Here is a 13,819-nt window from a genome sequence, read left to right as displayed (position 1 = left end):
TTTTTATTATGTCTAAAAACTACCTTTTAGTATTCGCCCTGCTCAGTTCACTTATCGGACTGGCGCAACCAAATCCAAGTTACTGGCAGCAACAAGCTGACTATAAAATGGATATTGACGTTAATGTCAAAAAATTCACCTTTAAAGGCAAACAAACACTTACTTACACTAACAATTCGCCTGATACAATACAACAGGTATTTTATCATTTGTACTTTAATGCCTTTCAGCCTGATTCTGAAATGGATATCCGAAACCAAAATTTAAAGGACTCGGACAAACGTGTTAAAGGACGTATTGAAAAATTAAAACCCAATCAAATAGGCTTTTTAAAAGTGAATTCGCTTTCACAAAATGATCAAAATGTGACTTACAAAGTAGCAGGAACTATTTTACAAGTGGCATTAAAAAACCCTATTTTACCTGGACAAACGAGTGTTTTTAAAATGGATTTTGACGGTCAGGTACCTATTCAAATCCGAAGATCGGGTCGTAACAATGCGGAGGATGTTGCATTTTCCATGACGCAATGGTACCCTAAATTAGCGGAATATGATGTGGAGGGCTGGCATGCCGACCCTTATATTGGAAGAGAGTTTCATGGGGTTTGGGGAAACTATGATGTACACATAAAAATTAATGGAAATTATACGGTAGCGAGTTCAGGAGTGCTACAAAACCCTGAGGAAATTGGACACGGTTATAGCACTTCTGCGAAAGCGAAAAGTGACAAAAATTTGAATTGGCATTTTGTGGCTAATAATGTGCATGATTTTGCCTGGGCCGCTGATCCGGAATATATTCACGATGTCCTAGCGGTTGATGGGGGTAAAAAGCTTCATTTTTTCTATAAAAATAATCCTGATATCATTGATAACTGGAAAAGGTTACAGCCAAAAACTAAAGAATTATTGGAGTATTATGAAACACATATTGGTCCTTACCCTTACCCGCAATATTCCGTTATACAAGGGGGCGATGGGGGTATGGAATATGCCATGTGTACTTTAATTACTGGACACCGTAAATTTGGGAGCTTAGTTGGCGTTACTGCGCATGAAATGGCTCACGCTTGGTTTCAGCATATTTTAGCTACAAATGAGTCCAAAAACGAGTGGATGGATGAAGGTTTTACTACCTACATATCCAACTTGGCAGAAAATGAGGTGATGCAAAACGGCCAACGTTTTCCTAATGAAGGAAGTTATAAATCCTACCAAAAATTAGTAGAATCAGGTTTGGAACAACCACAAACAACACACGCTGATAGGTACCGATTAAATTTTTCGTACGGTATTTCGGCTTACAGTAAAGGTGCAATTTTTATGGAACAATTGGGCTACATTATTGGACAGCAAAATTTGGAAAAAACAATTAAAGAATATTACAAACACTGGAAATTTAAGCACCCAAATCCAAATGATTTTAAGCGTATTACCGAAAAAGTATCAGGGATTCAGTTGGATTGGTATTTGACTGATTGGACTAAAACAACCAATACCATTGACTACGCGATTGCTAATGTTGAAAAAAAGAAAAAACAACGGAAGTTACCTTACAACGTATTGGGCTAATGCCAATGCCAATTGAGGTGTTAGTCACTTTTCAGGACAATTCAACGCAGTTGTACTACATCCCTTTACGCATGATGCGCGGGCAAAAACCAGTAGCTGCGGATACCAAAGTACTTGCCGATTGGGCCTGGGCGTATCCAACCTATAATTTTACAGTGGGTAAAGAAATGAAGCGTATTAAAACCATACAACTAAATCCAACTAAAAAAATGGCGGATGTTTATAAAGCAAACGACACCTTTACAGTAATTGATAAATTGTAAATTAAAACTACAATTCGTAAGTACAAAGTGATGAAGTTTTAGGAGTACGTGACCACTAATTTAAAATGCCATAACTTTGTACTTACTATGAATGAAAGATTGCCTAAGCCTAATAAATTAAAAAGTAAAAAACTTATTGGGTCTTTATTTGAAAGTGGTAGCTCCGTAAAAGCGTACCCGTTGCTTTTAGTGTATAAAAAGGAGGCAGCTATTGATGTTGATTTTAAGGTTGGTTTTTCTGTAAGCAAGCGAAATTTTAAACATGCTGTTGACCGAAATCGTATAAAACGCTTATTACGAGAATATTTCAGAAAAAATAAGTATATTATTGCCCAGGAATCAAGTCCGTTTTTATTCATGTTTATTTTTACTGGTAAAAACTTACCAAACTACGACGATGTTAGTAAAGCCATGGAAAAGATAGCTCGGAAATTTGAACAACAGATACAACAAAATCAGAAGTCATGAAAAAATCATTTATTGTTATATTAAGCACCCTATTTTTAGGTCTTGGTTTTTTAAGCTTTAATAGGGATAGCGATGGTTTTGAGTTAAGTAAACAGGTTGAAATTTTTGTTACTTTTTACAAAAAATTAAACCAAAACTATGTGGATAAAACCAATCCTGCCGAATTGATGAATATTGCTATTAAAGCAATTACGGACGAAATGGATCCGTACACCAAATTTTGGACAGAACAGGATGTGATTGCCTCTAAAATTAGGAGCAGCGGTCAATATACAGGTATAGGCGCCGGTGTTTTTGAAAAAGACAAACGTTTATTTGTTTCTGAACCTTTTAAGAACTTTCCTGCCGATAAAAGTGGACTGAAAGCAGGTGACGAAATTATTAAAATTGATGATATTGTTGTGAGCGAGTTTGAAGGTGAGGCTAAAGAACTTTTAAAAGGAGAAGCAGGCTCAAAAGTTGTGCTCACTTATAAAAGGCAAGGAAAAACGCAAATAACTTCGGTAAACCGTAGTTTGGTGGACGTAGCAGCTGTGCCGTACTATAAGTTATTGAGTGATAATACGGCATACATTGTACTGCAAAAATTTAATAAAAAAGCTTCCGCAGAAACTATTGCAGCGCTTAAAGAACTTAAAGCACGTGGTGCGGATAAAGTAATTTTAGATTTGCGTGGTAACCCTGGTGGACTTTTGGTTGAAGCGGTAAATGTGTGTAATATTTTTATTCCTAAAAATAAACTGGTAGTATACACCGAATCCGTAATAAAATCAAGCAACAAAGTTTATAAAACCAAAAAAGAACCTATTGATACTGAAATTCCTTTAGTTGTTTTGGTCAATGGACGTAGTGCTTCAGCCAGCGAAATTGTAAGCGGCGTAATGCAGGATATGGATCGTGGCGTGGTTATTGGCGCACGTAGTTTTGGTAAAGGACTGGTACAAACCTACCGTCCGTTGGTATATAACACTAAATTAAAAGTAACCTCGTCGCGTTACTACATTCCTTCAAAACGCTGTATACAAGCCTTAGATTACTGGCATAAAGACAAAAATGGAAAACCAAAAAGAATTAAAAATTCTGATTATAAAGCTTTTAAAACCTTAAACTCCAAGCGTACGGTTTATGACGGTGGTGGTGTATCTCCTGATGTTGAGGTTGAAGCTACCAAACGCAGTGGTTTGGCTACTGCACTAATTAAAGAAAAAGCCATTTTTGATTTTGCTACGGACTATTACCACAAAAATTCATACAAAAGTTTAAGCGAGTTTAAATTTAAAGACAGCGATTTTCAGGATTTTAAAAACTATTTGAAAAGTATCAATTTTGAATACGAAACTAAGACCGAAAAGTCGTTGGACGAAGCCATGACTTATGCAATTAAAGAAAAGATGGATAAAAGCATTAATAGCGAATACCAATCGCTACTTAAGCGTATTGATGCCTTTAAACAATCTTCCTTAAAAACACAGGAAAAGGAAATTAAAGGGTTACTAATTGACGAAATTTTAAAGCGTTATTTTTACAGAGAAGGTATGTATGAGTATAATACCCTAAAAAGCGACGAAATTATAACTGCACAAGCTGTTTTAAAAGATGAAGCGCGCTACAATAAAATTTTGGGTAAGTAGTAATTATTAACTCATTATTCTATTTTACTATAAATCTGAGTTATTAAGGTATTTTATATTTATGCTAATTCTTAAATAAGCAATACTATAAATTATACGATACCGAGGTAACTGTTATCTTGGAACTAAACTTTTCCTGATTTTTTTGCACAAAAATTTGAGCTACAATTGCTAGTAAAATTGACACCAGCAGCACTCCTATTTTCCAGCTTGATTTTGGATTATTTTTCATGTTGAGTGTTTTATTTAATCCCATTTTCTGTTTGTATTTACCTTAAAGAAAAATGATGGTTTTAGGAATTATACAAATCAGAAAAAATAAGCATAACATGTGTTACGGTTTTTTTATGTTGACTTAGAATTTCTAAAGGTGCATTTTAATTCGGTAAATTCATACAGATAATGGTATAAGATAGAGGTTGAGTATTTATATAACGCACCAACCCCTTTTTACCCTACCAATTTTCTGATAATTATTCATAAAAAAAGCAAGAACATAGCTAAAATGCTCTCGCTTTTGATTTTAGCATTACTGCTATTTTAACCTCTTTTACACTTTTCCTAAAATTATTCTTTAAAAAACTTTTTGGTGTAAGTGGTATTTGAATTGTCAGTTAACTGAATAAAATACATTCCTGCTGATAAATTTTCTACAAAAACCTCATCAGTAGCAGTTACATTCCCTTTACTAATCACTGATCCATTAAAATCATAAATTTTGTATTCCATTGTTTCATTAGGGTGAATCCCATACACTGAAATGTAATTTACTGCTGGATTTGGTGAAATTACTACAGACAGCTTATTGGTGTTTTCAATTAACTTTGCTCCAGTTGTTTCAATTTTTATTAAACTAATTTTATCCAAGTTCCATTGCCATATATTAGTACTTGTAGCATTTACCCTTAAGTTTTTTAAACCTGTTGTTAAATTTAACGTTGTAGTTGAGGTTAAAGGTGTAAAATTGTCCCAACTTCCATTGTTTATTACTGCATCTGTAGCAACTATTGCTCCATCTAATTCTAATTGAATTTCAGCGTTATCCGATGGGGTAGTAATAGAATATTCAATTTTGTAACTTCCGGCTTCAGTTACATTTACAATATAACTAGCCCAGTCTCCAGCATTTACAAAGTTTATATTTTTAGCAGTCCTGTTTACGCCCGTACCTGAACCTCCAAAAGGAGCATCATCAAAATCACCACCAGTCAATGCAAAATCTTCAGCTTCAATTTTTAATGAAACTAAAGGGGTGTCTACTGGAGTGCTTGGTGTTAGTATACTTTCTATCGCTGCCAATGTTTCTTTCTCCAGCGCCACTAATTCATCTTCAACAACTTGATTGATTGATTCGCCATTAGGCAAAGGAATAAATCCAAGACTGTATGCAATAGTAGTGTCAATTAAATTTAAACCTGCAACATTTGCCTCGGCAGTGGCGGCTCTAAATGAAGGATCGTAGATGTCGTTTATAAAATCAATATCCTGCGTGTTCTGGTCACCAAATTCAGCAGTTCTACTACGACCAAGGCCTACCATGGTAGGTACATTAAAGCCAAAATCCATTAACGAAAATACGTTGTTTGAAGAAACGGTATGAAAACACCCTAAAAAATGACCAATTTCATGACTTGCAAAATTACCAACTCCAATAGCAATTAAATCTTCTTTAGAGGCTCCAGGGGCTAAAGCTATATTATTTAAACTATTGCTTTCGTTAGGGTTTGTATCACTTAATAATCCTAAGTGAATCACTGCAACATCATCTAATATAAAATTTCCTGGATCTACTGATGAAGCTTCGCCCTCAAAACCAATATTATTAAATTCAGTTGTTGTTCCACCTATGATGATTCTACTATATTTTACATTTTCATTTTCAAGCATTTCAGGTATGCGTTCCCCTAAACTTTTTATCCCATAATCACTTACAAAAAGCACCTCAAAATTAGGGTTGATGTTATTGGCTCTAAAATCAGTTTCAAAATTTTCCTTAATTACATTTACAATTTTGGTTGTAAGTGTCAATTTATTTTCTTCAGTATTTTCTAAACCCCAATTTTCAATAAATGTTTCAAAAGCAGATAAATCCCTCAAACGCTCTAGTGGTTCTCTAAAATTAGCATCAAAAACTGGATCTCCTGTAGGCGTTGGAAAACCTTGGATACTTCCTTTGGAAATTGACTCCCCCGTAAAATCAATATAAATTATTTGCTTTTGACCTTTGTTAATCTCAAAACTTGGTCTGGTTACTATAACTTCCGTTTCATAGTTTTCGGTTGTTCCTTCGGCACTGATAAAATAGGTTCCAGATTCAGGCGCTAAGTAGGATAAACTGATATTTCCTGATTGCAAAGGACTTAATTCAAAACCTCTTAAGGTTGCATTGTTGCCAAAGGACGAAGTTCCTATTTGATTATCGGGAGTAAAAAATTGCAACTTTTCCACAGTATTTGTAGTGGTACTTAACCCAACTACATCACCTTTTATTAAATCTATTGCGTAGTAGTCAATATCGGCTTGCTCAGGCTCGGATAAGGTAATTTGTATGGAATATGGTCCTTCATTACCCACACTACGATTTCTTTTTACTCGATTTATAAAGCGTCGGTTACCTCTACCTGAAAAAGTAGCAAAATCAGCTATTTGAAATACAAGCTCAGTTGCTTCATCAATTGCTTCAAATGTATACTCAACAGAATTTTCAGTTTCAGTAGTAATTGTAGCAATTGTTCTTACTCCCTGAATTATGCTAATTCCTGGATTAATAAGGTTATCAGTATCCGTTGCCGAAACAACAATACTTAATGTTGTATTGGCTGGTAACATTACCCTGTAATTATCTACATCGCCAATAATAGAATTGCCCGTATCAATATCCTTATCACCATCTCCAATAAATCCTGTAAAAGTAGATTGAGTGTTTACAGCTGCTAGCATAATTTCAGTTTCAGATCCTAAATCATCATTTGAACTGCTACCATTTTCTGAAAAATCCACTACATCAGGTAACGCAATAATGGTACTTTGAGCAGGTGTAAATGCTCCGCTTATAGTAAATTTATTTGCTAAACTACCGGGCGATTTAAAATTTGAAATTTTTTCAGCAGTTATAAGCGTATTGTTTGTTTGTGTTGCATCTATTTCTAATTCATCATAAGTTAAAGTACTCAGTAAGTTTTTGGCGCTTGATTGAATACTCCTGAACGAATTCGAATTGATTGTGGCTGATCCACATAAATGATCTCCTTTTTTTTGCTCAGTTTGACCAATTGCTGTTAAATAACTTGACAGCATAACAAAACCAAGGCAGAAATTTGTATAACCTCTCCTTTTCATAGTATAATTTTTTTACACAAAATTAAGAAACATTAGTATTTGTCCTACTTATGAAGCATAATAGTACAATTAAATTACTCCTATTTTTTTTTGTATGAGCTTATCCCCATTATCATACTTTTTTAGAAAATCAAAAAATAACTATCTCAAAATCAATACTAAAAAAATTAGCAATCTATAAAAATGTATGATTTTTCTTTCTTCAATAGTGTCTATTTTATAAAAATCTTAATAAAATTAAAATTTCATACTTTTTAAGGAAGTGTATTAAAAAACGTTGTAGCCAATAGTTTACCCGCTTTTTTTTTGGTATGTTTGCCTTTTTTAGCACAATTTTTAAAATATTACTAAATCAGGAAGATATCACAAAAATACTTTCTCATTAAAAGATTAAAAAGCTAAACATATAAACTTTTTTTATTTAATTATCACAATTTTATGAATTCGTACAAGAGAAATGCATTTACCTATGCTACCATTGTTGCGCTAGGTGGTTTTGTTTTTGGGTTAGATGCTGCTGTTATTTCAGGAACTACCAAATTTATAACTCAGGAATTTAATTTAACAGCCTTGCAAATTGGAACAGCGGTGTCTGCTCCAGGTTTTGGTGTACTATTTGCGCTACCATTAGCTGGTATTTTTAGTAATAAATTTGGTCGTAAAAAAGTACTGATCGGTATTGCTGCTATCTATTTAATGTCAGCCGTTCTCTCTGCACTAGCTACAAATTTTTATGGATTAGTTGCTGCTCGTTTTTTAGGAGGATTAGCTTTTAGTTCGCTATCCTTAGCCTCCATGTATATAGGTGAAATTGCACCACCTGAATGGAGAGGAAAACTAGTTTCCATGAATCAAATTAACATAGTGGTTGGTTTATCAACGGCCTATTTTGTAAACTACCTTATTTTACAACTAGCAGGCTCTGGTGCTGGCTGGGTTCAAAGTATAGGACTTGATGTGAATACGTGGCGATTTATGTTAGGTTCGGAAATTTTGCCTGCTTTATTGTGGTTGATTTTATTATTTTTCATTCCGGAAAGTCCATCGTGGTTAGTGTATAAAGGTAGAAATACTGAAGCCGCAGTAGTTTTAGAAAAAATTTATGACAAAGCTGAAATTCCTGCTCAAATTGAAGAAATGAAAGAGAGTATTGCCTCTTCAATATCCAGTGAAGATAAACAATCTATTGGCTCACAATTGAAAGAAATGTTTTCTTCGCGCTACAGTAAAATTGTAATTATTGGTGCAACTATAGCTATAGCCCAACAAGTATCAGGAATTAATGCTATTTTATTTTATGCCCCTACAGTTTTTGAGCAACTAGGAGGAGGAACTGATACTGCGTTTATGCAGTCAATTTATACTGGATTAGTTGGTATCTTTTTTACCGTTTTAGGCTTATTATTGATTGATAAAATTGGACGTAGACCTATTACTATATGGGGGTTGGCATGGACTGCTTTAAGTCTTTTTATTTGCGCATACGGATTTAGCCAAGCTCGTTACACACTAACTCCTGAACATATTACCGAAATAAAACAAGAAAATCTTATTGATACCTCAAAATTACAAAGTTTAGTCGGTGTAGAATTTGATAGTGATACGGCATTTAAAGCTGCCCTAGTAAAAACTATTGGTGAAAAAGATACACGTGATTACTCAAGTGCACTTATTCAAAAAGCGGGGGTTATAAGCGCTGGTTTAATTTTATTTGGTATTTTGAGTTTTATTGCTGCATTCCACTTTTCAATAGGACCTGTAATGTGGGTATTATTTTCGGAAATATTCCCAATTTCATTACGTGGTATTGCCATTCCTACATTTGCTTTTGTTACCAGTATTTCCAGCTTATTGGTACAATTCTTTTTTCCTTGGCAGTTAGAAAATATGGGAGCCACCACCGTTTTTGCTAGTTATGCAATTATGGTATTGATAGGTTTTATTATCCTTTATTTCTATTTAATAGAAACAAAAAATATGTCAATTGAAGAAATACAACAAAAATTAATTAAAGAGTAATACTCATTGAGTGCTTTATTATTCGTTATTTTAAACTTATAATAGTATTTTCATAACATAAAGTATTAAATTATGTCAATGAAAATATCTAATCGAAATCCCAAATCACAAAAGGTTCTTATAACAGGAGCTAATCGTGGTTTGGGATTTGGTTTTTTAATGCATTATTTAACCCAAGGGGAAACCGTTATTGCTACTTGCAGAAATGATGATACTTTAATTTTTGATAAGCTAAAAAAAGATTTTCCAAATCAATTGTACATTGAAAATTTAGAGCTTACCAACGAACAATCAATAATTGATTTTGCTCATAAAATAAAAGAAAATAAAGTCAGGTTTGATTTGGTTATTAATAATGCGGGAGTTTCTATTGAAGAAAACTTTGGAAATTGGACTTTGGCTACCTTTGAAACTAATTTTAAAGTAAATACTATTGGACCAGCGCTTTTAATACAGGCTATTAATCCTTATTTAAACCAAAATGCTAAATTGATTCAGTTATCATCAGGTTTGGGCTCTGTAGCACTAAATATTAATCCTGAAGGTCCTTACGATGCCTATGCAGCAAGTAAAGCAGCATTAAATATACTTACTAAAAAATTGGCTAGTAAATTATATACCCGAGGTATCATTGTAACTGCTATTAATCCAGGTTGGGTACAAACGGATATGGGAGGGCCTGATGCTACCTCAACTATTGATGAAGCCATTGAACAAATGACATCTACTATTAATACATTGACTATTAAAGATACGGGTACATTTATTTCCCTTACTGGAGAAATTTTACCCTGGTAATAAAATTTCAATTAGCCATAGTTACTAACGACAAATTAACATGTAGAAATTGCTAGCACATCATTTTATCAATTCTTCTTTTGTGTCTTCCTCCTTCAAATTCAGTAGCTAAAAAAGTATCCACCATTTCAATTACCTGATTTTCGGCAGTAAAACGTGCTGGAATGCCTAAAATATTGGCATTATTATGCAAACGAACAATAGCGGCAATTTCTTTGTTCCAACATAAACCTGCACGTACTTTTGGATATTTATTGGCAGTCATTATTACACCATTTCCACTTCCGCAAAGCAAAATACCTAAATCAACCTCAGCATCATTTACTTGTTTAGCAACTAAATGAGCAAAATCAGGATAATCTACACTGCTATCACCATCAGTTCCATGATTAATTACTTGATGGCCCAAGGTTTCCAAATGAGTAATTAAAGCCTTTTTATAACTAGTACCAGCGTGATCGTTTCCTATTGCTATTTTCATAAGTAATTACGTTTAAAAACTTGTAAAACAAAGTTAGGAAAAACTTTGTGTACAGCTACTAAAACCAGAAAACTTGTAAAAAATTTACAAGTTTTCTAGTATAAAAAAAAGGGATTGAAACTTAAAAGACTAACCTAGTATTATTTATAATATTATATTTCTTATTTCAGATGATTCTTTTTTACTTAATACTTTGAAATCAGAACCAATATATAAAGGTAAAATTATTCTTTAACAAACAATTTAGTAATATCTCCTTTATCCGTTACAATACTTACCAAATAAGTACCACTTGCTAAATTTGATACTGGTAATGAAACACTATCCGTATCTAATGAATTTTCTTTTAATAGGGGAGTACCTTGTAAATTACGCACAACAACTTCGTTAATTTGTACACCGTTAGTATTAATTAATACTGATTCTGAAGTTGGATTGGGATATACAATTAAATCCGAAGAAATATCTTTGACATCATTAATGCTCAAAACAGCTTGGTTGTTAGTAAAAATAGCTACTTGCCCTATATTTAATGTACTATTATTATCAAAATTTGGAGTTCCTATAGCTAAAATATCACCAGCTGCATTTAAGCTTACAGATCTACCTAACTCGTCATCCTCGGATACTCCTTCGATATCATTTTCAACTTGCATCCATACATCGCCAATATTTTCAAAAACACGCACTATACCAGCATCGTTATTGCCGTTGGAAGGATTTCCAGGATCACCAATGGCTACAATAGTTCCTTCGGCATTTAAACTTACTGAACTTCCTAACAAACCATTACCTGGAGCTGGAATAGCACTTCCTACTAATGTCCAATTGGTAGTATCATTTTTATAAATTTTTGTTTCGCTAGTAAAACCACTAATAGCAATAACGTTACCAGCATCATTCAAATTTATAGAAGACCCTATACCTGAAAAATTATTTGTTTCAAATGAATCGCCAATTAAATTCCAAGCATCACTTTCATTTTTGTAAATACTTACTTTTCCTCCAGTAAAAGCATTTTCTCCGTTTCTAGGTTCACCTACAGCTACAATAGATCCATCTTGATTTAAACTTACTGAAATACCAAAAAGATTTCCTGTAGCAGCACCAGAAAGGGTACTTCCAATTTGGGTCCAAATGTCACCTTCGTTTCTGAATATTCGCAATTCACCTGCGGTATCGTTATTCCCATTAATAGGATCAATTTCACCAGGGGCGCCAACGGCAAGTATATTTCCATCATTACTTAAACTAACAGATGATCCAAAAAAATACTTGGCAAATTCTCCTTGTATGGTATTACCTAACTGAGTCCAGATACCACTATTGTTTTCAAAAACTTGTACTTTACCATTATCTAATTTACCGCTATCATCACTAAAAGGCGCACCAATAGCTAAAATAGTTCCATCAGCATTTAAACTTACAGCACTTCCTAATCTTCCGTCAATAGCTTCTCCCTTAATAGTATTTCCAATTAAAGACCAATTTCCGCTGCTATTTTCATAAATATTAACTTCGCCAACATTATCATTACCTGTTAAATCTGCTAATGGAGAACCGACAGCTATAATTGAACCCTGAGCATTTAAACTTACAGCAAAACCCGATTGATCAAAAGTCTTTTCTCCAATAATTTCATTATTTACCAGTTCCCAACTTTGAGCCTGAATTAAACCAGTGCTTATTAATGCACTAAATACAATTTTTTTTAGCATAATATTCTTGAATTTAAATTTTTTAGTTTGGTTAACATTTACTACAACACCATAATCAACCTTTACCCTACTTTTTGATGCAAAATTTAACAATTCAATATTTAACTCATGTTTAATTATGAAAAGTTAAAAGGTAAAATAAAACAGATGAAATTATAACAGACCAATTTGAGTTTGTTTTAAATTGAATAGTAATGTTTCGTCAAACTCAAAAACATTCTTGCCAAAAGAGCTATAAAGTAATTCGTACAACTGTATTCTTAAAAAAAGAAACAAATTGCTGTTTATAACCACCAAATACTGTTTATAACGATTGTTACTAAATTGTGAATAACTTGAAAAAGTATTTTTGGAGAATCAAATTAAAAATTCCATACAGTACATGTTACCTAAAAACCAAATTTTTGTTTGATTTTAAATCTTCCATTTATGAAATGTAACTGTAAGTTTTTTCACAGTAAAAATTTATAAAACTTTTAAAAAATAACTTATGAATATAGGTTATTAACAGCTGTTGATAATACTTTATTTTTCCTTTATTTACAATAAATTAACATGGGTATAAGCTGTTGATAGCCTATCAAAAAAAGGCGAAAACAATTAAAACAACAAAAAAATAGAAAAGTTATACCGTTATTAACATCCTATAATAAACATCATTTTTATTTTAAATTTTAAAAAAGAAAAAAAGTATATTATTAATAATGTGAATAAGTCAATTTTTTGGATAGCTTAAAATAGCTAATTCTAAAAAAAGGGAAGTTTTTTAGTTTTAATTGAAGAAATTGAAATTAGTTTTTAATACTACTCACTCTGAGCTAAAATTACGCTTATGCTTTATTGGTCTCAGGTTAAGTTAAGACTATGCATTTTTAATGCATTTCGCTTTTAGCTTCTAAAAATATTACAAGAGCTATTGGCAATTAGTAATTAGCTGTTGGCTTTAAAATACTGCTAATAGCTAATTGCAAAAAAACGGATGTTTAAAAAGCAATGACTTTTAGTCATAACCAAAACTATAGTACTTTTAGTCAATAGTATCTAAGTCGCTTAGGCGACATTGCTATGATTTAAAATAGAGTAGTAATTGCAGTAGCATTCATAAATTAAATTTCAAAAGAATAAAGCTTTCATACAATGCGCAAATTGGCTTGTTTGTCATTTAAGTTTTTTAAAATTTGTAAGGCTTCTTCTTTATCGTTTTTATGTACTAATAAAATAATTCCTCCTAAAGCATTGGAATAAAAGGGTACCATGCCTACCATAGTTTCATTTTTAAAAAAATATTCAATTGATGCCTGCTCAAGTAGGTGTTTTAAAATTGAATATTCATGTTCATAAGTAAATTTAGCGATAGGTGTAAAATCCTTCATTAGTCATTTTTAAATTATGGAAACAAGTTACTGATTTTATCATTGACTTTATTTGAAACCATGCTCAGTATCAAAGGAAACACCTCAAAATTAATCATTGAATATATTTTATACTAAATGAAAATTAAAATAATAAATGTTGTTTTAAAGAATAA

The 13,819-nt window shown here is 32.6% G+C and carries 9 protein-coding genes and 1 pseudogene; 5 read left to right on the top strand and 5 right to left on the bottom strand.

Going from position 1 to position 13,819, the window contains the following annotated elements; genetic code table 11:
* The first annotated feature begins 8 nt into the window (after positions 1–8).
* The 3 genes and pseudogenes from GMC_RS20005 to GMC_RS0113855 all read left to right on the top strand — a co-directional run bounded on the left by GMC_RS20005 (position 9) and on the right by GMC_RS0113855 (position 3,936).
* Positions 9–1,837 (top strand): annotated as a pseudogene (locus tag GMC_RS20005) (M1 family metallopeptidase).
* A gap of 87 nt (positions 1,838–1,924) precedes the next feature.
* Entirely contained in the window at positions 1,925–2,305 is a 381-nt protein-coding gene (rnpA, locus tag GMC_RS0113860; protein WP_010522714.1) for a ribonuclease P protein component, read from the top strand.
* On the top strand, positions 2,302–3,936 hold the full coding sequence (locus GMC_RS0113855; RefSeq protein ID WP_010522713.1) for a S41 family peptidase: 1,635 nt from the start codon (positions 2,302–2,304) through the stop codon (positions 3,934–3,936). The genes rnpA and GMC_RS0113855 overlap by 4 nt, the downstream gene beginning before the upstream one ends.
* Before the next feature lie 85 nt (positions 3,937–4,021).
* On the opposite strand, the gene GMC_RS21720 is transcribed toward GMC_RS0113855, so the two are convergent.
* Positions 4,022–4,168 carry a hypothetical protein gene (locus tag GMC_RS21720; RefSeq protein WP_157998171.1) on the bottom strand — a complete coding sequence of 49 codons (147 nt, stop codon included), beginning with the start codon at positions 4,166–4,168 and terminating at the stop codon, positions 4,022–4,024.
* A 335-nt stretch (positions 4,169–4,503) separates the two neighbouring features.
* On the bottom strand, positions 4,504–7,275 hold the full coding sequence (locus tag GMC_RS0113845; RefSeq protein ID WP_010522712.1) for a carbohydrate-binding protein: 2,772 nt from the start codon (positions 7,273–7,275) through the stop codon (positions 4,504–4,506).
* Between the two features lie 438 nt (positions 7,276–7,713).
* On the opposite strand from GMC_RS0113845, the gene GMC_RS0113840 reads away from it, so the two are divergent.
* Both GMC_RS0113840 and GMC_RS0113835 read left to right on the top strand, forming a co-directional pair.
* Entirely contained in the window at positions 7,714–9,294 is a 1,581-nt protein-coding gene (locus GMC_RS0113840; protein WP_010522711.1) for a sugar porter family MFS transporter, read from the top strand.
* A gap of 78 nt (positions 9,295–9,372) precedes the next feature.
* Entirely contained in the window at positions 9,373–10,092 is a 720-nt protein-coding gene (locus GMC_RS0113835; protein ID WP_010522710.1) for an SDR family oxidoreductase, read from the top strand.
* 52 nt (positions 10,093–10,144) lie between these two features.
* Here GMC_RS0113835 and GMC_RS0113830 read toward each other — a convergent pair whose 3' ends face one another.
* From GMC_RS0113830 to GMC_RS0113820, 3 genes are all read right to left on the bottom strand, one after another.
* On the bottom strand, positions 10,145–10,573 hold the full coding sequence (locus GMC_RS0113830; protein ID WP_010522709.1) for an RpiB/LacA/LacB family sugar-phosphate isomerase: 429 nt from the start codon (positions 10,571–10,573) through the stop codon (positions 10,145–10,147).
* A gap of 224 nt (positions 10,574–10,797) precedes the next feature.
* Entirely contained in the window at positions 10,798–12,291 is a 1,494-nt protein-coding gene (locus GMC_RS0113825; protein WP_238528013.1) for a T9SS type A sorting domain-containing protein, read from the bottom strand.
* Between the two features lie 1,130 nt (positions 12,292–13,421).
* The gene (locus tag GMC_RS0113820) at positions 13,422–13,664 is read right to left on the bottom strand and encodes a putative signal transducing protein (RefSeq protein ID WP_010522707.1); all 243 of its coding nucleotides are present in this window, start codon (positions 13,662–13,664) and stop codon (positions 13,422–13,424) included.
* Positions 13,665–13,819 lie beyond the last annotated feature (155 nt).

This window comes from Aquimarina agarivorans (assembly GCF_000218485.1).
Classification (GTDB): domain Bacteria; phylum Bacteroidota; class Bacteroidia; order Flavobacteriales; family Flavobacteriaceae; genus Aquimarina; species Aquimarina agarivorans.
The sequence above is the reverse complement of the archived record's forward strand: the minus strand, read 5'-3'. Positions and strand labels throughout refer to the sequence as shown.